We start from the raw sequence: 23,191 nt of genomic DNA, 5'->3' as shown, positions 1-23,191 counted from the left end.
ACTATGGCCGACCAACAATCCCCTGTGCGCGTAATTCTCGCTGACGACCACCCGGTGATCCGGGCGGGTTTGGAAGCGATGTTAACCACGGCACCGGACATTGATGTGGTGGCTACTGTCGATACCGCGCAGGGGGCGATCGATTACGTCCGCGCCTCGCTGGCCGGGGAGCAACCTCGCGTGGATGTGGTGCTCATGGATCTGCGCTTTGCACAGCAAGTCGGCGCTGGGGAGGCCGGGGGAGTTTATGCCACGAGGGAAATCCGGTCCATACCAGGCGCCCCACAAGTGTTGGTAGTGACCAACTATTCCACGGACGGGGAAGTCGTTGGGGCGGTGTCCGCAGGTGCCGTGGGTTACTTACTTAAAGACTGCCCGCCTGCGGAGCTGACTGAGGGGATCAGGAAAGCGGCCCGTGGGCAATCCGTGATGAGCTCGCCAGTCATGGGCAAGCTCATGGAGAATATGAACCGTCCCATGGAAGCCCTTACAGCCCGTGAAATCGATGTACTGCAGTTAGCGGGGCAGGGGTGGTCCAATCGGCAAATCGCCAGGGAGCTCATCTTGACGGAGGCCACTATCAAATCCCATATGGGCAGGGTTTTCACCAAACTTGGTGTGAGCAATCGAACTGCCGCAGTTGCTGTGGCGCGGGAGCGCGGAATTCTTTAAAACGCTTGCTAGCATGACCGCATGCGACGTGCCCTCACTTCTGCCATTGCCATTTCTAGCTTGGTGTTTTCGCTGGGTGCTTGTACCCCGCGCCCGGATGTTGCCGATGCCGCCGCGGCGTCGTTCCTCGAAGCGCTAGCTGGGCACCAGGATGCAGCAACGCAGACCGACAACCCGACAGCAGCGGGAGATGTTATCAAGAAAACATGGGATTCGTTGCAGGCCGAAGGGTTGTCGACGCAACTGCAAGACGTACACACCAATGGCGATGTGGCCACGGCGAACTACCACATGAAGTGGGATCTCCCAGGGGATCGTGAACTTGATTACGACTCGCAGATGGTGTTGACGAAGTCGGGTGAGGCGTGGAGCGTGCGGTGGCAGCCTTCGCTATTGCACCCCGAACTCGGCACGAATCAGCACCTGGAATTGCGTACCGTGCCTGCAAAAATAGCCAGCGTAGTCGGCTCGGACGGGGCCGTTTTACTCAAGCCGGGCACGAAGTGGCGCGTGTTCGTGGATACTACTACCACCGACGATGTGGGCGCCGTGATGCGTCGTATTGGTGCAGAACTAGACGGCGTGCGCGGGCAGTTGCCGGATGTTCCCGAGTTTGATGTGGACGAAAAAACCAAGGAAGCCCAAGCAGTGGACGGAGAGTTCTCCGCGCTCATCCTTAATGCAGAGCAGGGCAGCAAACTCAAGGACGTGCTGAACAATATCAAGGGCGTACGAATGAATGAAGAGGCCGCGTTAGTGCGCCCCGACCCAGGCTTCGCGCCGGACATCATGGCACGGGTCTCCGGACTTGTCGAAAAGGACCTGCAGGGCAAGAACGGGTGGAAGGTCGTTGTGGCTACCGCGGAGGGGGCCGAGGTGAGGGACGTGGCTACCCAGGAGGCCAGCGCTGCACCTAGCGTGAACATCAGCCTGTCCCACAAGGTGCAGCAGGCCGCACAAGAAGCCGTGAACACCCGCAAGGATGCGCAGGCCATGATGGTTGTGATGCGTCCATCTACAGGCGAGATCCTAGCCGTGGCCCAAACCCCCAAGGCCGATGAGAAGGGCGACGTGGCCCTGATGGGGCAGTACCCACCGGGGTCCACGTTCAAGATGCTGACGGCCTACGCGGGGATGGATAAGCAAGGCCTCAATCCGGATTCCATCGTGGGCTGCCCAGGCACGCAGGATATTGGCGGGCGCATTGTGACGAACTACAACTCGTTCTCCTTAGGCGATACGCCCTTGGAGAATGCCTTTGCGAAGTCCTGCAACACCACGTTCGCGGATATCTCGACCAAACTCAAGCCCGGCGAATTGCAGGATTACGCCAAAAAATTTGGGCTGGGTGTGGACTTCCAGATCGACGGATTGGATACGATCACGGGTTCAGTGCCGAAGGGCGAGGTCATGCTTGACCGCACGGAGGCGGGTTACGGCCAGGGCCACGATCTCGCCAGCCCATTCGGTATGGCCATGGTCGCTGCCACGGCCGCGGTTGGAAAGCGCCCCACCCCGTATCTCATTGCCGGCAAGGACCACAAGACCGACAGCAAAAATCAGTCCACGGACGACCTGAATCCGAAGACGGTCAAGGAGTTACGCCGACTCATGCGCGCGGTAGTGACCAACGGATCGGGCTCGGCGATATCTGGCGCGGGTGAGGTTTACGCCAAAACCGGTGAGGCCGAAATCAATGAAGGATCCCATGCTTGGTTTGCTGGCTATAGAGGCGATCTGGCCTTTGCCACCCTCGTTGTACTGGGCGGGGGATCTGAGCATGCGGTGGCGGTGACGGATACCTTCTTCAAGAATCTAGATGGAGCAAAGCCGGAGGCTCCTCGGCCTGAGCAATAGGAGGGGCGAGTACCATCGGGATACATGACTAGAGCTCCACTTATTCCCGGTAACCCAACCCCCATCCGCGATGTCCCCGCCCACATCCAGCGGCCAGAATATGCGTGGAAGGACGAGGTTCAGGAAAACGTCGGTGAGCCGTGGATTCAGACTCCCGAAACTATCGAGGCTATGCGCGAGGCGAGCCGAATTGCGGCCGAGGCCCTGCGGGAGGCTGGCCGCGCGGTGGCTCCGGGCGTCACAACAGATGAAGTAGACAGGGTGGCCCACGAGTATATGTGTGACCACGGTGCGTACCCATCCACCCTGGGATATCGGCATTTCCCCAAGTCCTCGTGCGTGAGTTTGAATGAAATCATTTGTCATGGCATTCCGGATACGACCGTGATCGAGGACGGCGATATCGTCAATATTGACGTCACCGCGTACAAAAACGGTGTGCACGGTGATACCAATGCCACGTTCCTCGCCGGCAATGTCTCTGAGGAACACCGCTTGTTGGTGGAACGCACGAAGAACTCCCTGGACCGCGCCATCAAGGCCGTCAAACCGGGCCGCGAGATCAATGTGATCGGCCGTGTGATCGAGTCTTACGCTAAGCGCTTCGGGTATAACGTTGTAGAGGATTTTACCGGCCACGGCGTGGGTACTACTTTCCACAACGGGTTGGCAGTGCTGCACTACGATAACCCGCAGAACACCACGTTGCTGGAGCCGGGCATGACCCTCACCATCGAGCCCATGATCAATTTAGGTAGCTTGGCTTACGACATTTGGGATGACGGGTGGACCGTGCAAACTCGCGACAAGCAGTGGACCGCCCAGTTTGAGCACACGTTGGTCGTCACCGATGATGGGTGTGAAGTTCTCACGATTCCCGGCGACGAGTAGTTAAACCGACTAGCATCTCCTGAGGTATGGAGGACAAAACTACTCTCGGCCCCGGCCCCGTGTCGCGCGGCCAGCATCTGCGCCAGCTCGGCCCGTTCGGAACTCTCGCTACACGCGTTGGGGCGCGCGTTACGGGCAAAAAGAACCTCGGTGTGTTCGCCACCATCGGTCGCGCTCCACGGTTGTTCCGATTCTGGTTGCTCTACGGCGCCTCGATGATGCCTTTTGGCTATCTTTCCCGCCAAGAAACCGAAATGATCATTCTGCGCGTTGCTTACTTGCGTGGCAGCGCGTATGAGGCTGATCAACACCGTGCCATCGCCGCGCGGGCCGGGGTTTCTTCTTCTAATATCGACGCCCTCTTCCTCCCCGAGCACGGCATCACCGGGCGCCGGGGCCTGTTGTTGGATGCGACCGAGCAGATTGTTCGCAACCAGGGATTGACCGCCACAATGGCGCAGCGATTGCGTGAGCTTCTCAGCGAGCGCGAGCAGGTCGCGTTCGTGATGCTCGTGTGCAACTACGACGGGCTTGCTACCGCACTGGACATCATGGCGGTCCCGGTCGACGAGAATCGCTAGAACGGTGGCTGGTCGTTCGGGTTTTGTTGCATCTTTCTCCGGTTATATTCATGGACGGCCAGCGTGCGCCGAACTGCGCGGTGTTGGAAGGTCTGCCGGCCCAGCGGGCCGTTCGGAGCGGTCATCACGGTGTGGCCGTCACCGAGGCTCGTCCAGGTCTCGTTACCATCGGGATGAATAGTGACATCCCAGGCGCCCGCGGTCTTTACGTTGTGGTGCTTGGAACATAATGCATGGAGATTCTGGGTGCTCGTCGGGCCTCCTTCCGTAGGGTTGTCGTGGTTATAGCGTTGGACGTGGTCCAATTGGCATTTGTGGGCGGGTACGCTGCAGCCTGGGAAACGGCACGTGCCATCGCGCCCTTCAACGCTGGCGCGCACTAACGGGGTAGGGGCATAGCCGTTGTTGCTGGCCACACCCGGAGCTTGAACGTGGGTGACACGTTTCATCCATTCAGGGGTGGCCAACGTGCTCACCCACCCGCCAGCAGCCCAGATCTGCGAATTCGGCTCATCCACGCTGCGATAGAGGTTCAGGGTGACTTCCGCTTTGGTTTCTGCACGCACGAGCATCATCAGCGCTTCGGCCCGGGAGCAGACGCTGTCTTTACGTACGCTGTTGAGGGCTTGGATTAGCTCGAGCCCTTCGAGTTTCGGGAGCGTGAGGCGAAATTCAGTGACGTCATCGAGGTAGTCATCAATCACCAGTCGGGTGATTGGGCCCGTATCGTCATCGTCGTGGCGTGGGAGCAGGTCGTCGTCATCAGTGAGTGAATCGTTGTCATCCAAATCAATGGGGGTCGCGAGTGGATCGTAATCGTGGACAATTTTCTCCAGCCGGTTTCGGATGGTCGCTCTGGCTAGCATTGCCTGATTGGGCACAGTAGGGGACAGCGCCTGAAAAATTTTTTCCTCCATGATGTCGGGGGCTTCTTCGCTGACCGCCGATAGGCATTCCGTTACGCATCGCCACAGGTCAAGTGAATATGCGCCCGATTTTCCTAATTCGATCAGGCTAGGGAACCTTCGCAACATGTGTCCGAGGTCTACCAACGTGAGTGCACGGTATTCCGTCAAACCCAGCCGCACACACAGGCGGGTGGTGATGTCCGAAACGCACTCATCCATCGCTGGGGCACAGGCTAAAGCCAGATTGATATGCCCCCGATTCACGTCGCAGATCGCGACGCTCAATGGATCATGTGGGTCCGTGACGCGCCAGCTGGGTAGTTTGTTCGGTGTGGTGGATTTGTTGTGCATGGTTTCCCCTTGGTGATTCTGGATGATGCAGAGTCTGATTAGCAGGTGTGCTCTCGATTGAATATTCGGTCACAGGTCGTGGTGCTGACAAGCGTGTTAGTGCTTGTTCTAACGTTCGGGAACAGTATAAAAAGGGTCTCAGACACTACCCCCCGTTTGGCGTTCCAAAATCGAACATAAGCTGGGAATAGTTTTCTGCACCGCCCGGCCAGTAGCGATCCACCCAGGTAAGCTGGATAGCCAAACCCGCAAAGCTTTTGCTGAGGCACCGCCCCGACTCAGGAGCAGACCTAGAGGTACTAGCATGATGACGAATAACGATGAACCCACCCAGCCACCGCGCGCCGAAAAAATTTTTACGCCAGCTGAAATCCAGGGTTACCCACACCGCGCGGGATCAATTTCTCTCGTCGCGACCGTCGCTGCGTTGGTAGTCTTCCTGCTTGCTGCCGGGGTGACAGCCCTGAACTGGGACACCATCCCCGATCGCTTTGCAACCCATTTCAGCGGTTCCGATTTTGAACCCGACAGTTGGGCCGATAAGTCGGTCGGCAGCGTGTTCTTTGCGACATTTTTCGGCCTTGTACTAACTCTCGGCTTCGCGCTGCTGAGCTACGGGATGCTGCGGTCAGAAATCCCCGCGCGCACCAACCCGGCGTGGCGCTCCAAGTTGCGCCAACACATTATCCTGCGCACGACTGCTATGTGGCTGGCTGTGATGAATCTGACGTTGGCCCTATTGTTTGCGGGTATCCAACTTTGCACCAGAATTCCTGCGTTCATGGGTTGGATGCCCGCCACCATTCTGGGCGGGCTCGTCTTGGTTGTAGGTACGTCCCTCGGCATGGTGGTGGCCCTAGTCATGAAGCAACCTACCGTGGAAGCCACAGTCCAATCACTCGCGCAGTCAAACCCAGACCGAATCCCCCAGGAAGTCCCAGAGAACACACGCGACAGTAAGTACTACAAGTGGGACATGTTTTATTACAACCCGGATGATCCCGCGATCATCGTGGAGAAGCGTCACGGGGTAGGCGTGGATTTCAACTATGCGCACTGGCAGGGCAAAGCCTTCATGGTCTTCGTTGCGTTGGTGTTCATTGGTTCCATCGCTCTGCCTTTTTTACTTTGACCTTTTTACTTTGACGCCCAACGGAACCCCGCATTGAGAGCCCGCATGGCGCCCCGGTAGGCCCACGGCGCGTTGACTTGAGCCCAGCGCGCCACCGGAATGTCACCGCTGGTGTTGATCAGGTACTTACCCTTGTCCACACCCTTCAGAATTTTTTGGGCGGCCTCTGTAGGGGAAACTGCATGGCCCTGGAACAAAGCTGTCGCCTTCTCGATGCGTGGTTTGCTGCGGTCCACCCCGTGAATATCGATCGTCCGGACGAGGGGAGTATCTACGGCCCCAGGTACCACCGCGTGTACGTCAACCCCGTAGGGGGCCATATCGAAACGCAGGACTTCGCACATACCCAGCACACCACCTTTGGACGCGGAATAGGCCGCGTGCCACGGAAGCCCGATGATCCCGGCAGCAGAGGAGACAAAGACGAATTTCCGCTGATAGTGGCGCTGGAATGGGAGGCGCCGCACAGGCTCAGCCGTCATGAGTAGTGGCGCGAAGGCCTCCACCATGTGCACGGATCCCATGAGATTGATATCGATCACGCGCTGCCACTTCTCATGGGGCATGAACCGCACATCACTCCAGATGGCAACCCCGGCGACGTGGTGCACGTGATCCGGCGTTCCGTGTGTGGCACAAATGTCCGTGGCCCAAGTTTTCACGGCGTGGACATCAGTCACATCCACCACGCGGCTATCGGCTACCGTCCCACCGGCGGAGCGTATGGCCTTCGCGGTGTGGGCCAAGCCCGCTTCATCGCGGTCACTAATTGCGAGCGAGTATCCGCGCTGCGCGAGGAGCAAAGCCACCTCCCGTCCGATTCCCGAGGCGGCTCCCGTGACGACTGCGAACATGGCCTAAGCTCCTTGACTTTTTGGTTAGCTAGGGGATGTTTGGTTAGCTAGGGGATGCCCGCTGTTATCTAGGCATCGAACTCCAACCCCAGCAGGGCATTCTCTACCAATTCTGTCAAAGCCGGGTGGGGCCAGAACTGGTTTTCAGCAAAATCGCGCGCATGGATGCCGAAGGACATGGCGCTGACGAAGGATTGGATGAGAGTACTGGCTTCCGGTCCCATGATGTGGGCGCCGAGAATCTCACCCGTGGACCGATCGGCGATGACTTTGCAGAACCCAGTAGTATCCTCCATCGCCCAGCCGTAGGCGATATCCGCGTAACGCTGAACCTTGATGGTTAGTGGCCGGCCTGTGAGTCTTGCTTCTTCCTCTGTCATTCCCACGATACCGATCTGCGGATGTGTAAAGATCCCGCCCGGGATGAAGCGATGATTGACCTTTTGCAGGTCATCGGGAAAGGCAATGTTGTGTTTGACTACCCGAGATTCGTGGTTGGCTACATGCTTGAGCTCAATCTCGTTGGCGGCATCGCCCAGTGCCCACACACCCTCGGCCGTCGTGCGGCCATATTCATCGACGACGATGGTTCCACGTGCTGTAACCTCGACGCCCCCCGCTTCAACATTCAACGTATCGGAGTTGTTTTCCCGTCCTAGAGCGACCAAGATTTCATCTGCTTCTACCTGGGTGCCGTCATCCAACGTGATTTTGATTCGGCCGTCGTGGGTTTCCTCGGCGGCCTCTACGGTGCGCCCCAAATGATTAGTCCATTGCGTTTTAGCCTGCTCGGTAAAGGCCTCGGAAATGTCGTGATCGGCCATGCGAAGCAAACGCTCAAAGCGATTCACAACGGTCACCTTGGTGCCGAAGGCTGAAAACACTGCCGCAAACTCCACCGCGACGATGCCACCGCCGAGGATGATCAGTGACTCGGGGAGTTTTTCCAACCGCATGATGTCCTCGTTGGTGCGGTAACGTATACCGGATTCCTTGATGACTGGGTGGATCCATGGGCGCCGACCAGTAGCGAGAATGACATCCTTGCCACGGATAATGGGCGCCTCGGGCCCATCGCCAATGCGCAGGGTTCGCGGTGCTACGAAGGAAGCAGCTTCTCCGTGAAAAAGGGTGATATTGGGAGTTTTATCACCAGCACGGTATTCGGCTCCGGCCTTCGATATGGGATCGATGCGCTCGCCGAATACGCGACGTTGAATGTCCTTCCAATCCACGTTCTGCAATTCGCCGGTAAGGCTTAACGCGCCTGCATGGCTGAATTCGCGGGCGACATCCGCGGTGTGGACAAACATTTTCGTGGGAATGCAACCCACATTGGAGCAGGTGCCACCAAAGACACCCTTCTCGACAATGGCCACGGTCTTGTTTCTGGTGGTGCGACCGGGAATCATGTTGCCGGATCCGGTGCCGACAATGACCATGTCGAAATCTTGGATGCTCTCTTCAGAGAATTGCTGGAACAAGATGGAATTCCTTTCTTAAGAAGCCTTAGAGGCTGAAGCCTTAAAAAGTTGTTGTAAGGGGGCCGCGTGCGCTTTAAGTTAGAGCAGAGGGGGTGGTGGTTTTATTCCGAAGCCAATTGGTGGTGGCAAGAAAAGCGCGATTACGGACCGGCTGACGGGAAAGAAATACATCGTGGGTAGCCCCGGGAATCACTTCGATGTGCGCGTAAGGGGAAACCTTGGGTGCGACTTCCCACATTTGGTGGGGCATGAGGATCGGATCGTTCACGTAGGTCTCATCCGATAGTTCGCGGCCAAAGTAGTGCCCATCGCTAGTGAGGATGAGTGTGGGCAGACCCGTGGAATGCTGTCCGGAGCGTAGCTTGCGGATCTCCTGGGCCACGCTGACGAGCCACGGCACGTATTTCTTCCGGGGCAGAATCGGTTTCAATTCCAGGTTGTAATTCCATTCTCCAGCATATTCGGAGTGGAGGGAATAACCGTAGCTGGGATTAATCCCACCCGGCAAGGGCATGTGGGGAGCGATTTTCGCGAGGACAGGGAATATGCGGTTGATGATGAAGCGGGTAGGCCCATCGAATTGCAAACCGTACCAAGGGGAGTTACACACAATCGCGGCCAGGTGGCGATGAAGCACTGCGGAGCCTGAATTGGGATGGCGCGTGGCGGCGTCGAACAAACGAGTTGCCCACATGGTGACATTCAAGCCACCGGTGGAATGTCCGACGGGTACGACCTGGCGATGTGCGCCGGCGAGGAGGGCGGTGGTGATGGTGATGTCTTCGTCGTACAACGCCTGGCTGGTGACGTGGTGCCAGGTCTGCCCATCGCGCCAAGCACGACCGCACTTGCGTAGGTCGAGACCGTAGACGGCGTAACCCTGCGAGTGGAAATACCGAGCCACGTGATCTTGGAAGAAATAATCGGTCATTCCGTGGACGAATAACAGGGCGGGGCGGGAGAAGAAGTCATCCCCGGAGTCAGTGGGTCGATACCGCACCACAGCGCACCGAACAGGCGCCTCGCCATCCGGATCTGCACCCATTTCCACGTAGTGCACGCCGAAGCCTTCTCCCAGTTCATCAGGGGCGAAAACAAGGTCTGCTGCGGAACGCGAAAGGGGGGTGGCCAACACTTCGTCGGCGGTCAAAACTGAAACAGAGTCGTTGTTCACGGTTTCTACTCTAACTGTGCTGATGGACATTCATCGCGGGGCATTGTGCGGATCCCCGGTGAGCAGGCGTATGGTTGGAAAGAGTTTTAGGACTCTTCCCCGTAAGGATTGAACGAAACGTGGTTTCCAACAACACACAGACCGATACGGTCGACGTCCTTCTTGTAGGCGCCGGCGTCATTTCCAGCACACTGTCCGTTATGCTCAAGGAGCTGCAGCCCAGCTGGAGCCAGCTCATTGTGGAGCGTTTGGACGTACCAGGCGCGGAATCCTCCGACCCGTGGAACAATGCGGGTACGGGCCACTCCGCCCTGTGTGAATTGAACTACACGCCCGAAGTCAACGGCAAGGTCGATATTTCCAAGGCCGTGGGCGTGAACGAAAAATTCCAGGTATCCCGCCAGTTCTGGAGCTACCTGGTGGAAAACGGCATCCTGGGTGACCCCAGTGAATTCATCAACCGTGTTCCCCACGTCTCCTTCGCGCACGGTTTGCAGCAGGTGGATTACCTCAAGGCCCGTTACGAGGCACTGAAGGATCACCCGCTGTTCCCGAACATGCAGTTCTCCGACAGCGAGGAGAAGTTCCGTGAGTCCCTGCCTCTGATGGCCAAGGGCCGTGACTTCAACGATCCCGTGGCGATTTCTTGGTTCAACGACGGAACCGACATCAACTATGGCGCGCTGACCCGCCAGTACCTGGATGCGGTCACCTCCAAGGGCGTCGAGGTTCGCTACGGCACAGAGGTGAAGAACATTACCCGTGACGGTGCAAAGTGGAAGGTCTCCACCAAGAACCTGCACACCGGTGATACCAGCGTGATCACGGCGAATTTCGTTTTCGTGGGAGCAGGCGGTATGGCCCTGCCACTGTTGCAGAAGTCCGGGATTCCAGAGATCAAGGGCTATGGCGGTTTCCCCGTTTCCGGCCAGTGGCTGCGCTGCACTAATGAGGAGCTCGTTGAGCAGCATCAGGCCAAGGTGTACGGCAAGGCATCTGTGGGGGCACCTCCAATGTCCGTGCCACACTTGGATACCCGCGTCATCGACGGCAAGAAGGGCCTTCTGTTCGGCCCTTACGCCGGCTGGACCCCGAAGTTCCTGAAGAAGGGCTCCTTCTTGGACTTGTTCAAATCCATCCGTCCGGGCAACCTGCCGTCCTACTTGGGCGTGGGTGTCCAGGAATTGGGCTTGACAAAGTACCTCGTGGAAGAGGTTCTCAAGGATCACAAGGCCAAGATGGAAGCTCTGCGCGAGTACATGCCAACTGCTAAGGATGAGGATTGGGAGATTGTCGTGGCCGGCCAGCGCGTGCAGGTCATCAAGCCAATCGGTGCCCCCAAGTTCGGGTCCCTAGAGTTCGGCACGGCACTGGTGAACTCCTCCGATGGCTCCATCGCGGGCCTCATGGGTGCCTCTCCAGGTGCGTCCATCGCCCCAGCGGCCATGATCGAGGTGCTCGAGCGCTGCTTCGGGCAGTACATGGGCGAGTGGGCTCCTAAGTTGAAGGAAATGATTCCCTCCTACGGCGGCCGTCTTTCCCAAGATCCCGAACTGTTCCGTGAGCAATGGGACCGTTCGCAGAAGGCCCTCAAGCTGCAGGGCTAGACCGAGCTGTCTAGATTGCGGTACTCTCTTTACCCATGACCGCACAGCTAACTTCTCAGTCGGAGGCCCCAGCGGGTCGCGTGGTTCTCGTAGGGGGAGGCCCTGGAGCTTGGGACCTCATCACCGTGCGCGGCATGCATGCGTTGCAAGCTGCGGACGTTATCCTCACGGATCATTTGGGGCCTACGGATGAACTGGACAAGCTGTGCGAGGTGGCGTCGAAAGAAATAGTCGATGTGGCGAAGCTGCCGTATGGCAAGCAGGTCGCACAAGAAAAGACGAACGAATTGCTGGTGCAGCACGCGCGCGAGGGAAAGCGCGTGGTTCGTCTGAAAGGTGGGGACCCTTTCGTATTCGGACGGGGTTTCGAAGAAGTACAAGCATGTGTAGCCGCAGGTGTTCCCTGTGAAGTAATCCCCGGTGTGACCAGCGCCGTTGGTGTGCCGGAATTGGCGGGTATCCCCGTCACGCAGCGGGGGGTAGTTCACGCTTTCACCGTTGTCTCCGGGCATCTTCCGCCCGGGCACCCCAAGTCGCTGGTGAATTGGCGGGCGCTGGCGGCCAGTGGAGCCACGATCAGCGTGATCATGGGGGTAAAGAATGCCCGGGCGATCGCTACGGCCCTCATGGACGGTGGGCTCGCGGGAGACACTCCGGCCGCGGTGATTCAAGAGGGCAGCACCCAGCGCGAGCGAGTGTTCCGCTGCCGTTTGGAGACACTGGCAGAAACCTTCGATGCGGAAGGCATCGCCTCGCCCGCGGTGTATGTGATCGGTGAAGTGGCGGGGCTTTAGACCACCAACGTGAGCTCAGTGGACTTCCCACTGGGCATTTCCACGCGCATACCCGCTTCCCCTAGGCAATCGGCGATGGCGGGGAGGGCGAGGGGCGTCGAGTCAAAAGAATCGGCGTGCGACGCCAGCTGCCGAGCAACCAACCCCTTGTAGTGTTTATTGAAGTGGCTCACCACCTTGCGCGTGCCGTCGGGCCGCTCGCTTTCCACCCGGATCGTGATGGCGCCCGGCAACTTACCCAGCTGCTGGTATGTGCCGCTGCGCAGGTCGATCACAGGGCCGCTGTGCTTTTCTTGGTACGACGCCAGCTCATCCGTGATTTGGCTTCCCCACCGGCTCTTGAGGGTGCGGTGGGCTGGGGGTAGCTTTACCGAGCCCGATAGGCGATAGTGTGGGATGTGGTCGTTGGCCATGAGCACGCCGAACAGAGCGGACCCGATGGACAAGTGTTGCCAGGCTTCGCGGGACAGACTGGCGGGATCCAGTGCATCGTAGAGCACGCCCGTGTACCGCAGGATGGCCGGTTGAGTAGGGGAGGAGAACAGCTGCCGATTGTGGCTGGCTTCGTCGCGCAGTTTTGCGGAGAGACCAAGTACGTTCATGGCTTGTTCGTCATCCATGCGAGCCAGATCATGGGCGATGTCGCTGCGAGTGGCCGTAAGGCTGGGGAAGCTGAGGGAAGCAAGATCCAGGGCGGCACCATCGCCACCGAAAGACTTGGTTTCCGAAGGGGGAAGCACGATCAACATGACTTCCAAGATTAATACCCTGGCGCTGCATGTTTTGTCTGGGCCACAAGGTAGAGTTTTCAACCATGATCACCCGCATGTCTACCCTATTCCTGCGCACGCTGCGTGACGACCCAGCGGATGCAGAAGTACCCAGCCACAAGCTGCTTGTCCGTGCCGGATACATTCGCCGGGCCGCCCCTGGTGTGTACTCGTGGCTGCCACTGGGACTGCGCGCACTGCGCAAGGTGGAAAATGTCGTCCGGAACGAGATGGATGCGATCGGCGCCCAGGAACTGAGCTTCCCCGCGCTGCTGCCGCGCGAGCCCTATGAAAAGACGGGCCGCTGGACAGAGTACGGGGATGCCCTGCTGCGTTTGCAGGATCGCAAGGGTGCTGATTACCTGCTGGGCCCTACCCACGAGGAAATGTTCACCTCCGTGGTGAAGGGCGAATACAACTCGTACAAAGATTTCCCCGTCACGCTGTATCAAATCCAAAACAAGTACCGCGACGAGGAACGTCCACGTGCGGGTATCCTGCGCGGGCGGGAGTTCATCATGAAGGATTCCTACTCCTTCGATATGGACGATGCCGGGTTGGAGGCCAGCTACCAGAAGCACCGCGGTGCCTACCAAAAGATTTTCGACACCTTGGGCGTGCAGTACGCGATTTGTGCCGCGACGTCCGGTGCAATGGGTGGTTCGGCCTCAGAAGAATTCTTGGCCGTGGCCGACAATGGCGAGGACACTTTTGTGCGCTCGACCGAGTCTGACTTTGCGGCCAATGTGGAAGCCGTGGTCACGAGGGCGCCCGCACCGCGTGCCATTGAGGGGCTCGCGGAGGCCGAAGAGCACGAGACCCCCGGTGCTACTACGATTGACGCACTGGTGACATGGGCGAACGAAGCCGGCGTAACCGTTGAAGGCAGGTCGGTAGAAGCCGCCGATACCTTGAAGTGCATCCTGGTCAAGATCACCGAGCACGGGGTGGATAAGGAAGGCAAACCACTGGGCAGCCACCTGGCGGGCGTGCTCATCCCCGGTGACCGCGAGGTTGATATGAAGCGCCTCGAGGCCTCACTGGAGCCAGCCGAGGTGGCCTTGGCCGAGGAAGAGGACTTCAAGACACACGGGTTCTTGGTCAAGGGCTTTATTGGCCCGAAAGCGCTGGCTGCCAACGGTGTTAAGCTCCTTGCCGACCCTCGTGTGGTCGAAGGTACGCAGTGGATCACCGGTGCCGACAAAGCCGATTACCACTTCACCAACATGGTGGCTGGGCGCGACTTCACCCCCGACGGGTTCATTGAAGCTGCCGAGGTGAAGGAGGGCGATCCTTCGCCGGACGGCAAGGGCACCCTCACGCTCGCTCGCGGTATCGAGATCGGCCACATTTTCCAGCTGGGTCGCAAATACACCGAAGCCTTCGATGTGCAGATCCTGGATGAAAACGGCAAGCGCGCGGTGCCGACCATGGGTTCTTACGGCATCGGCGTATCCCGCCTGGTAGCCGTGCTAGCCGAGCAGATGCACGATGAATATGGCTTGCGTTGGCCTGTGGCGGTGGCTCCGTATGAAGTCCACGTGGTCATCGCGAACAAGGATGCCGCGGCGGCTGAGGCTGCCGAAAAACTGACGGAGCAGTTATCCGTGCAGGGATTGGATGTCCTCATTGACGACCGTCCGAAGGTCTCCCCGGGCGTGAAGTTCAAGGATTCCGAGCTGCTGGGTATGCCGCTAGTTGTGGTCGTGGGCCGCGGATTCGCCGATGGCAAGGTAGAACTGCGCAACCGCCTGAGTGGCGAGAAGGTAGAAGTCGACTATGACCAAGCTATCGTCGCTGTTCAGCAGCAGCTGGGTAACTAACGAGCCAGGGGATCGGTACCCTGCGCTCGCTTGATGGCCCCTTCCAATCGGGCCATCAGGCCGCACCACCTGGCTGCGAACTCGCGTGATTCCGCGCTCTCGGTTTGCGTGACGAGGTAGTTGAGCTGACTCGTGATTGGTTGTGTGCTCTCCAGCTGGCTGCGTAAAGCTGAGTCGGAATCCTTCGGCGCTCCCTGGGGAGAGGCGTAGCTGGCCTGTGGAACTGGAGTCTGCGCGTCCGCTGCCTCCACTACTCCGAGGGCGGCCTCACGGAAATCACGCAGCCGGTCGGCAACCGCGCGCAGCGTTTCCCTATTGGTGCCCCCGTCGGCAGCAAGCGCCAATCCGCTCACGTAAATGGCGCCGTAGGTCATATCGATCGCGTCTGTGAGCGCTTTCATGCCCGAGCCCGCTGCGAACCCCTCGGCAACTGTGCGGGCATCAAGGCGCTGCGCTCCCTCTAGTTCTGCGCTGTCTTCCACCACAGCCAACATGGCATACACGTTAGTGACTAGGCCCGCGACGGTAGTGGAGCCGGTGGTGATCAGCTGCAGGGCAGCTTTGCGCAACTCTGCATCCGAGGACAACCGTGCTGCGTCCGATCGTGCTTGGTGGGGTTCCAGAGGCGGGCAGTTTTCCGGGGCGCGACCTTTGTTATCGCGCCCGCACTGCCGCGAGAGCTCCTTGGCCACGGCCTCGGCATGCCGTTCATAAACTTTCGCTGGCGCGCGAAAACCCTTTTCTTGTCTATTCGACGCCACCTCGGCCGCATCCTTGAGCGCCCAGTAGAAGTTCACTAGTCGTTCATCGGGCTGGGGGGAGGAAGCGAACACTTCCGTCAGGGAGGATCCGTCCGATGAACACGCTGGCAAGGTGAGCGTTCCGGCGGTCATGAGTCCAGCTAGCAGGAACCTGCGGCGGTTCAGCGTTCGGAAAACAGCGGGTTGTGTGGGAACTGTAGAGGAGGGCGGAACATGCTTCGACATCACAGGTCATAGTAATCTACGGTCCATGGCATTCCCGAGTAATACCCAGCTAACGACCTTACTTGAACCCCTCGTTCGCCAATATGGCCTCGTCATCGAGGATATTCAGGTGGCAAAGGCCGGTGCGAAGTCCAGCGTGAAGATTTTTGTGGATAGCGCCAGCGTGGTTCCGGCGACCTTGGCTAGCGCCCCGGCGGTCACCCCCGGCGAATTCACGGGGCCGGATTTGGACGCTGTCGAAGAACTCAGCCGGGATATATCGGAACAGTTTGATCAGGCGGAAGACCGGGGTGATGTAAATTTTGGGCCCGGTTATACGCTCGAAGTGGGATCTGCGGGGGCGTCGGCACCAATAACACAACCCCGGCATTGGGTGAAGAACATTGGGCGCCAAGTGACGCTGCCAGAAGGTGGGAAGGCGCGCGTGCTGCAGGCCGCAGATGATGGTGTGATCCTAGCCATACGCAAGGGTAAGGACCTGCGGGTTTCTCGGTACACATTGGATGAGGTCTCCGGCGCCCGCGTAGAAATCGAGTTTTCAAAGGTCCCCGAAGCGGAACAGCACTTGGTTGGGTTGCAGGCGAGCGCCTATGATGCAATGATCGAGCGTCGTTAAAAATCTGTAGAAGACTCAACGAGGAGCACACAAGTGAATATTGATATGGCTGCGCTGCGCGCGTTGGAAGCTCAAGAGGGTGTGGATTTCCGTGATCTCATCCACGGGATCAAGCGCGGATTGCTGGAATCCTATAAAGAGGCCACGCACTACCAGGGGTGGGTAGAAGTCGAGATCGACGAAGCCAGCGGCGCGGTCACTGTCTACCAAGTTGAGCGCAATGAAGAAGGGGATATCACCGGCCGGTTCGACGACACGCCCAGCGACTTTGGGCGCGCTGGCGCCATGGCGGTGCGCGATGCCATCCGTTCTCGCATTAAGGAAGCTCGCGTTCAACGCGACTACGATCAGTACGCTGACCTGCGCTACCGCGTGGTCTCGGGCGTGGTGACGCGCAACGCCATGGCTAATGACCGCGGTGTTGTCGTGGTACACCTAGGTACCGAGGCCAACGGCAAAGACGGCGAGATTTTGCCGGCCGAGCAACTGCCGGGGGAGAAGCTGGAACACGGCATGCGTGTGAAAGCGTACGTCACGGACGTGATCAAGAACGCCCGTTTTGTGCAGATCATCATGTCCCGCACCCACCCGGAATTGGTTCGCGGATTGTTCGCTCTCGAGGTGCCCGAGGTGGCCGATGGCTCCGTTGAGATCGTGTCCGTGGCGCGTGAGGCGGGCCACCGCACGAAGATCGCCGTGCGCTCCACCATCAAGGGCTTGAACGCCAAGGGCGCCTGCATCGGCCCGCGTGGGCAGCGGGTGGCTGCTATCCAGCGCGAACTGGGTGGAGAAAAGATTGACATCATTGATTACTCCGAGAACCCTGCCGTGTACGTGGGCAATGCGTTGTCGCCGTCGAAGGTGGTGCGCGTGGACGTCACCGATCCGGACGAGCAGATCGCCCGCGCGATTGTGCCGGATTATCAACTGAGTTTGGCCATCGGTAAAGAGGGCCAGAACGCGCGCTTGGCGGCTCGCTTGACGGGATGGAAGATCGATATCCGCTCCGAGACGGAGGCAGGGGAGTAAACCCACGGTCATTCCCACCGTCATTCCCACGGTCGAGGGGTGGCGGTTACCGTCCAACGGGAGTTTCGCGTTAGACTTAACAATGGTCTTGGCCACAACCGTGGCCATTGGCTGGTTAAGTGCGCCCTCTGCACAGGTGCATATCGCGAATGTTGCTGCGGTTTTCAGTACGACTGCACGCATGCCCGATGAAGTTGAGACGTGAAGGCGGAAGGCGAGCTATGAACGCGAGCAAGGCCCACGTCCCGCAGCGGACATGCATCGCCACGCGGGAAATACTTCCCGTACCTCAGTTGTTGAGGGTAGTGGCGCACGTACAGAGCTCCGGGACAGTGGCGATTGTGCCTGACCCGCGCCGCCGGTTGGGTGGCAGGGGAGCATGGATCCAACCAACGTTGGATGCCGTGAATACGGCGCACACGAGGCGGGCATTCGCTCGCGCTCTGAAGGTGTCGGCCGCGCAAGCGATCGACGTGGACCCAGTCCGTACCTACATTGAGGGTTTGCCTCGCAATGAAGCCAACCCTTAAGAGAACAGAGAAAGTACCCAAATACTGATGAGCACACGATGAAGCAGCGTCCAATGAAGTTGCATCAGCGATGAGTACCACACAGTACGGGAGCCGTACGTAGCCAGAGATCGATAACGATTGACTCCGGCCTGCGGCTCCACAAACACGAAGGAGAGTAGTGGCCGGAAAGCTACGTGTACACGAACTAGCGAAACAACTTGGGGTGACCAGCAAGGAATTGCTCGCCACGCTCAAAGAACAGGGCGAGTTCGTTAAAACGGCATCATCCACCGTCGAGGCACCTGTGGTGCGTAAAATGCGCAAACACTACGGTGTGGACGGTTCTGGATCCAAGACTGAGGGCGACGCCACCCCGTCTACCAAGACAAGCGCACCTGCTAGCACCCCTGCGGGGACCGCGCCGAAGCCAGCCGCAAAGCCTGGGCCTAAACCCGGCGCTGGAGCTGCTAAGCCCGGACCCAAGCCAGGAGTAAGCCCAGCCGTGGCGAAAGCGGCCACAACTCCAAGCAGCAGTGTTAAGCCTGGCGCAGTCGCGCCGAAGCCAACCAGCGCAAAGCCTGGTGGACCCAAGCCAACCAGTGCCAAGCCGACGAGTGCGAAGCCAGGCACCCCGAAGCCCGGTACCCCGAAGCCGGGTACACCAAAACCAGGTGGGCCAAAACCGGGGCCGAAGCCCGGTGGTCGCGCACCTCGCGTTGCCAACAACCCATTTTCCTCCGGATCGGATCGACCCGCACCACGCCCACGTGGTGGGCAAGCAGGTCCGAACGACATGCCGCGCCCCGGTGGTTCCCGTGGCGGGCAGGGCGGTCCACGTCCAGGTCAACGTTCCGGCGGTAAGCCGGGGGCCGGACGTCCGGGAGCGAAGCCAGGTGCAGGCGCGCCACGCAGTGGCGGTGCTGCAGGTTCCGAGCGTCAGGGCGGGGGCCGTCGTCCATCGCCAGCCATGATGCCGAGCCATCCGAGCCCGGGCCAGATGCCAGCCAAGTCCGGCGGGTTTGGTGGGCGCGGAGGCCGTGGTGGCTCCGGTGGCCCAGGTGGACCGGGAGGTCCAGGTGGTCCAGGAGGCCCACGCGGTGGTCGTGGCGGTCGCCGTGGCGGCACCGCTGGTGCTTTCGGTCGTCCAGGTGGCGCACCTCGTAAGGGGCGCAAGTCGAAGCGACAGAAGCGCAATGAGTACGAGGCAATGCAGGCGCCAAGCGTGGTCGGTGGCGTTAAGCTGCCAAACGGCAAGGGCCAAAAGATTCGCCTTGCCCGTGGTGCTTCTCTGGCTGATTTCGCTGAGAAAATCAATGCCGACGCTGCCGCGCTGGTCCAGGCATTGTTCAACCTCGGCGAGATGGTGACTGCTACCCAGTCCGTATCCGATGAAACCCTGCAGCTGCTGGGTGAGGAGATGGACTACAAGGTCGAGGTTGTTTCTCCAGAGGATGAGGATCGCGAGCTGCTCGAAAGCTTCGATCTGCAGTTCGGTGAGGATGAAGGTGACGATGAGGATCTGGCCCAGCGTCCTCCTGTGGTTACCGTCATGGGTCACGTTGACCACGGTAAGACTCGATTGCTGGATACCATCCGCCAGGCCAACGTCGGTGGTGGCGAGGCCGGTGGCATTACTCAGCACATCGGCGCCTACCAGGTCTCCGTGGACATGGAGGGCTCCGAGCGACTAGTGACGTTCCTGGATACTCCGGGTCACGAGGCTTTCACGGCTATGCGTGCTCGCGGTGCCAAGTCGACGGATATCGCGATTCTCGTTGTTGCGGCCGATGACGGCGTGATGCCCCAGACCGTGGAAGCGATTAACCACGCCAAGGCTGCCGACGTGCCGGTTGTGGTTGCTGTCAACAAGATCGATAAGGAAGGCGCTCAGCCTGACAAGATCCGTGGCCAGCTCACCGAGTACGACCTCATTCCAGAGGAGTACGGTGGCGACACGATGTTCGTGGACATCTCCGCAAAGCAGAACACTAACATCGATGCTCTGCTCGAGGCCGTATTGCTCACCGCCGACGCTTCGTTGGATCTGCGTGCTAATCCGGAGATGGACGCGCAGGGTGTTGCAATTGAGGCACACCTGGACCGCGGTCGTGGACCAGTGGCAACGATTCTCGTACAGCGCGGTACCCTCCGCGTGGGTGATTCGATCGTCGTTGGCGATGCGCACGGTCGTGTGCGTCGCATGATCGATGAGCACGGTAATGACGTCCAGGAGGCGGGTCCGTCCCGCCCAGTCCAGGTGCTGGGTCTGACCAGTGTCTGTGGTGCTGGCGACAACCTGCTCGTGGTCGACGAAGACCGCACAGCTCGTCAGATCGCTGACCGTCGCAACGCACGGCGTCGAAATGCTATGCAAGCGAAGAACCGCAAGCGGGTGAGCCTGGAGGATCTGGATGAGGTGCTGAAGGAGACCAGCACGCTCAACTTGATCTTGAAGGGTGATAACGCCGGTACGGTTGAGGCGCTTGAGGATGCACTGCTGAAGATTGAGATCGACGATGAGGTTGAACTCAACATTATCGACCGCGGTGTGGGCGCAGTGACCGAGACGAACGTCAACCTGGCTGCCGCATCTGATGCCGTCATCATCGGCTTTAACGTGCGCGCCGAAGGTAAGGCAACCGAGGTGGCTAACACCGAGGGTGTGGACATTCGTTACTACTCGATCATCTACAAGGCGATCGAGGAGATCGAGGCGGCGCTGAAGGGCATGCTCAAGCCGATCTACGAAGAGCGTGAAATTGGTACCGCCGAGATCCGCGCAATCTTCAAGGCTTCCGCCGTCGGTCTCATCGCAGGTTGCATGGTGGAGACCGGCAAGGTGCGCCGCAATGCCAAGGCTCGCCTAGTGCGGGATGGCTCGGTTGTAGCCGAAGAAACCACCATCGAGTCCCTGCGTCGCGAGAAGGACGATGTTACCGAGGTCGCACACGGTTACGAGTGCGGTATGGTCTTGTCCTACCCGAATATTGAGGTGGGTGACCGCATTGAGGTCTACGAAATGGTTGAGGTTCCCCGCGACTAATCGCTGACCCATTCCGCTAAGCTGGGCAGTCGGTACTTTGATTACCGACGCCCAGCTTTGCCCGTTTACAACCCGCATCTGGGACTGAAGTTGTTATTGAAAGAGATTTGAGGAGTCCGATTCATGGTTGATCACGCCCGCGCAGCTCGTATGGCAAAGCGAATCCAGCAGATTGTGGCTACCGCTATCGAGCGGGAAATTAAGGACCCGCGCTTAGAGTTTGTCACGGTGACAGATGCTCGGATGACCGGTGATTTGCACGATGCCACCGTGTTTTACACCGTGCGTGGCCAGCGGCTAGAGGATGAACCGGATTGGGATTCCGCCGAGCGGGCACTGACTAAGGCCCGGGGGCAGCTGCGCAAGATCGTCGGTGAACAATTGGGCGTGCGGTTTACCCCCACGCTGTCCTTTGAGGTGGATACGGTGCCGGAGGCCAGTGCACACTTGGAGGAGGTGTTGGCGAAGGCCCGCGCGCGAGATGAGGCCATTCGTAAAGCAGCCGAGGGCGCACAGCCCGCCGGTGAGGCCAACCCTTATCGCGACCCGGCCGAGGCCACTGCCGACGACATCGATTCGCAGTGGTAGAGACCCAAAGAAGCGCGGGGGATCCGCAGATCGACGCATCCCCTGGCGCGATTATTGGGCTGGCATGGCCCGCGCTCGTGGTGCTGGCAGCTACACCGCTGTATCTTCTTTTCGACACCGCAGTGGTGGGGCGGCTGGGCGCTACGGACTTAGCTGCGTTGGCAGCCGGAGCGACTGTGTTGGGTACCATCACCACACAGCTGACATTCCTGTCTTACGGCACTACCGCGCGAGCTGCCCGGCATTTCGGGGCCGGGGAGACGCGCGCGGCGATTTATGAAGGATTGCAGGCCACGTGGGTGGCCATTGTGGTGGGGGCTATCTTGGCCACCACGGTGTTTGTGAGCGCTCCGTCGATCATGTCATGGTTGAGTTCGGATCCAACGGTGGCTGCCCACGCGACCGGTTGGATGCGCGTGACGTGCTTGTCCGTGATTCCGGCCCTTGTCGTGATGGCCGGCAACGGGTGGTTGCGTGGTATTTCCAATACCCGCTTGCCGTTGTATTTCACTTTGGCCGGAGTACTACCCATGGCCGTGACCGTGCCCTTTGCCGTGGGCCGGTGGGGCTTGGTGGGTTCAGCCTACGCGAACGTGCTGGGTGAGACGATTGTGGCGCTCTGTTTCATCGGTGCTCTCATCGTGCACTGGCGTGCAGAAGGGGATGACCGACCAGTGGGGCCACGGTGGGACGTGATTGTGAAGCAATTGGTGATGGGACGCGACTTGGTGGCCCGGTCACTGTCGTTCCAGATCGCCTTTATTTCGGCAGCCGCGGTGGCCGGTCATATGGGTGCCAACCAACTGGCTGGCCATCAGGTAATGCTGCAGCTATGGAACTTCCTCACCTTGGTGTTGGATTCCGTCGCGATTGCCGCGCAGGCGCTGGTGGGTAAGGCGCTGGGCGCGAAAGCCTTCGAAAGCGCCCGTGCAGTGGGTGTGACCGTGTTGCGCTTTTCCATTGCCTCCGCTGTGTTGTTGGCCATTGGACTAACTCTTGGCGCGGGCTTCATTCCTCGTATCTTCACGTCGGACCCGGGAGTGTTGGAACAGATGCGGTGGCCGTGGTGGATTTTGGTAGCCCTGGTCGTCTTAGGAGGTGTGGTCTTCGCCTTTGATGGTGTGTTGCTGGGCGCGGGCGATGCGGCATTCCTGCGTACCTGGTCAATCGCCTCTGTTCTGTTGGGATACCTCCCGCTAGTGTGGTTGAGTTACGCCTTCGGCTGGGGGTTGACTGGCGTGTGGTTAGGCCTGCTGGCGATGATTTCTATTCGGATGGTCGCGGTGACTGTGCGCTTCCGCGGGAATGCGTGGATGGTGGCGTGAGTTTGCCTGCGTACTGGGCAAGTGTGGGGAAGCCAACAGCAAGTGAGCGCCCTCAAAAAAATTTTGGCCTTGTCACAGTAATTGACGGCGTGTCACAGTAATTAACATTAATACCGGCAGTCACAGTAGTTTTGGTGTTAAAGTGATCGGGGATGTTGCCGTGCGCCGCTGTTGGTCAGGTTTACGCACGAGAA

The 23,191-nt window shown here is 59.2% G+C and carries 20 protein-coding genes; 14 read left to right on the top strand and 6 right to left on the bottom strand.

Going from position 1 to position 23,191, the window contains the following annotated elements; genetic code table 11:
- The first annotated feature begins 3 nt into the window (after window positions 1–3).
- From CAURIC_RS06125 to CAURIC_RS06110, 4 genes are read left to right on the top strand one after another with little or no spacing between them, the layout of a single operon-like run.
- Window positions 4–672, top strand: coding sequence for a LuxR C-terminal-related transcriptional regulator (locus CAURIC_RS06125; RefSeq protein WP_035112820.1), 669 nt, complete (start codon window positions 4–6; stop codon window positions 670–672).
- A gap of 21 nt (window positions 673–693) precedes the next feature.
- Window positions 694–2,529, top strand: coding sequence for a penicillin-binding transpeptidase domain-containing protein (locus tag CAURIC_RS06120; RefSeq protein ID WP_290182103.1), 1,836 nt, complete (start codon window positions 694–696; stop codon window positions 2,527–2,529).
- A 24-nt stretch (window positions 2,530–2,553) separates the two neighbouring features.
- Entirely contained in the window at window positions 2,554–3,420 is an 867-nt protein-coding gene (gene map, locus CAURIC_RS06115; protein WP_035112822.1) for a type I methionyl aminopeptidase, read from the top strand.
- Window positions 3,421–3,446: 26 nt separating this feature from the next.
- Complete coding sequence (locus CAURIC_RS06110) at window positions 3,447–4,001, top strand: carboxymuconolactone decarboxylase family protein (protein WP_035112823.1); 555 nt, start codon at window positions 3,447–3,449, stop codon at window positions 3,999–4,001.
- Here the strand turns inward: CAURIC_RS06110 and CAURIC_RS06105 are convergent.
- Window positions 3,998–5,260, bottom strand: a complete 1,263-nt coding sequence (locus tag CAURIC_RS06105) for an HNH endonuclease signature motif containing protein (RefSeq protein ID WP_035112825.1) — start codon at window positions 5,258–5,260, stop codon at window positions 3,998–4,000. The two genes, CAURIC_RS06110 and CAURIC_RS06105, sit on opposite strands and share 4 nt — an antisense overlap.
- Window positions 5,261–5,564: 304 nt before the next feature.
- On the opposite strand from CAURIC_RS06105, the gene CAURIC_RS06100 reads away from it, so the two are divergent.
- A complete protein-coding gene (locus CAURIC_RS06100; protein WP_290182098.1) occupies window positions 5,565–6,392 on the top strand; it encodes a DUF5808 domain-containing protein in 828 nt (275 codons plus the stop codon).
- Window positions 6,393–6,397: 5 nt separating this feature from the next.
- On the opposite strand, the gene CAURIC_RS06095 is transcribed toward CAURIC_RS06100, so the two are convergent.
- The 3 genes from CAURIC_RS06095 to CAURIC_RS06085 form a co-directional block, all read right to left on the bottom strand.
- Window positions 6,398–7,246: an SDR family oxidoreductase gene (locus CAURIC_RS06095; protein ID WP_035112826.1), complete on the bottom strand. Its 849-nt coding sequence runs from the start codon at window positions 7,244–7,246 to the stop codon at window positions 6,398–6,400.
- Window positions 7,247–7,314: 68 nt separating this feature from the next.
- On the bottom strand, window positions 7,315–8,688 hold the full coding sequence (mtr, locus tag CAURIC_RS06090; protein ID WP_052094706.1) for a mycothione reductase: 1,374 nt from the start codon (window positions 8,686–8,688) through the stop codon (window positions 7,315–7,317).
- Between the two features lie 115 nt (window positions 8,689–8,803).
- Complete coding sequence (locus CAURIC_RS06085; RefSeq protein ID WP_235700629.1) at window positions 8,804–9,904, bottom strand: alpha/beta hydrolase; 1,101 nt, start codon at window positions 9,902–9,904, stop codon at window positions 8,804–8,806.
- A 119-nt stretch (window positions 9,905–10,023) separates the two neighbouring features.
- Between CAURIC_RS06085 and mqo the strand changes: the two genes are divergently transcribed.
- A complete protein-coding gene (gene mqo, locus CAURIC_RS06080) occupies window positions 10,024–11,511 on the top strand; it encodes a malate dehydrogenase (quinone) (RefSeq protein WP_035112832.1) in 1,488 nt (495 codons plus the stop codon).
- A 35-nt stretch (window positions 11,512–11,546) separates the two neighbouring features.
- A complete protein-coding gene (gene cobA, locus CAURIC_RS06075; protein ID WP_052094652.1) occupies window positions 11,547–12,305 on the top strand; it encodes a uroporphyrinogen-III C-methyltransferase in 759 nt (252 codons plus the stop codon).
- Here cobA and yaaA read toward each other — a convergent pair.
- Window positions 12,302–13,054, bottom strand: a complete 753-nt coding sequence (yaaA, locus tag CAURIC_RS06070) for a peroxide stress protein YaaA (protein ID WP_035112833.1) — start codon at window positions 13,052–13,054, stop codon at window positions 12,302–12,304. The two genes, cobA and yaaA, sit on opposite strands and share 4 nt — an antisense overlap.
- 65 nt (window positions 13,055–13,119) lie before the next feature.
- On the opposite strand from yaaA, the gene CAURIC_RS06065 reads away from it, so the two are divergent.
- Window positions 13,120–14,898 (top strand): proline--tRNA ligase, encoded by a 1,779-nt coding sequence (locus CAURIC_RS06065; protein WP_290182093.1) that lies wholly within the window; start codon window positions 13,120–13,122, stop codon window positions 14,896–14,898.
- Here CAURIC_RS06065 and CAURIC_RS06060 read toward each other — a convergent pair.
- Entirely contained in the window at window positions 14,895–15,791 is an 897-nt protein-coding gene (locus tag CAURIC_RS06060) for a DUF4439 domain-containing protein (protein WP_035112835.1), read from the bottom strand. The two genes, CAURIC_RS06065 and CAURIC_RS06060, sit on opposite strands and share 4 nt — an antisense overlap.
- Before the next feature lie 118 nt (window positions 15,792–15,909).
- On the opposite strand from CAURIC_RS06060, the gene rimP reads away from it, so the two are divergent.
- The 6 genes from rimP to CAURIC_RS06030 all read left to right on the top strand — a co-directional run bounded on the left by rimP (window position 15,910) and on the right by CAURIC_RS06030 (window position 22,997).
- Window positions 15,910–16,500, top strand: coding sequence for a ribosome maturation factor RimP (rimP, locus tag CAURIC_RS06055; protein WP_035112837.1), 591 nt, complete (start codon window positions 15,910–15,912; stop codon window positions 16,498–16,500).
- A 33-nt stretch (window positions 16,501–16,533) separates the two neighbouring features.
- Entirely contained in the window at window positions 16,534–17,529 is a 996-nt protein-coding gene (nusA, locus tag CAURIC_RS06050; RefSeq protein WP_035112840.1) for a transcription termination factor NusA, read from the top strand.
- 221 nt (window positions 17,530–17,750) lie between these two features.
- Window positions 17,751–18,059 carry a YlxR family protein gene (locus CAURIC_RS06045; RefSeq protein WP_035112843.1) on the top strand — a complete coding sequence of 103 codons (309 nt, stop codon included), beginning with the start codon at window positions 17,751–17,753 and terminating at the stop codon, window positions 18,057–18,059.
- Window positions 18,060–18,219: 160 nt separating this feature from the next.
- Window positions 18,220–21,084, top strand: a complete 2,865-nt coding sequence (gene infB, locus CAURIC_RS06040; protein ID WP_070434223.1) for a translation initiation factor IF-2 — start codon at window positions 18,220–18,222, stop codon at window positions 21,082–21,084.
- A 123-nt stretch (window positions 21,085–21,207) separates the two neighbouring features.
- Window positions 21,208–21,672, top strand: coding sequence for a 30S ribosome-binding factor RbfA (gene rbfA / locus CAURIC_RS06035; protein WP_035112846.1), 465 nt, complete (start codon window positions 21,208–21,210; stop codon window positions 21,670–21,672).
- A complete protein-coding gene (locus tag CAURIC_RS06030) occupies window positions 21,666–22,997 on the top strand; it encodes an MATE family efflux transporter (protein WP_235700630.1) in 1,332 nt (443 codons plus the stop codon). The genes rbfA and CAURIC_RS06030 overlap by 7 nt, the downstream gene beginning before the upstream one ends.
- Window positions 22,998–23,191: the final 194 nt, after the last annotated feature.

It is taken from the genome of Corynebacterium auriscanis (assembly GCF_030408435.1).
Classification (GTDB): domain Bacteria; phylum Actinomycetota; class Actinomycetes; order Mycobacteriales; family Mycobacteriaceae; genus Corynebacterium; species Corynebacterium auriscanis.
This window is presented reverse-complemented; position numbering and strand designations above follow the sequence as displayed.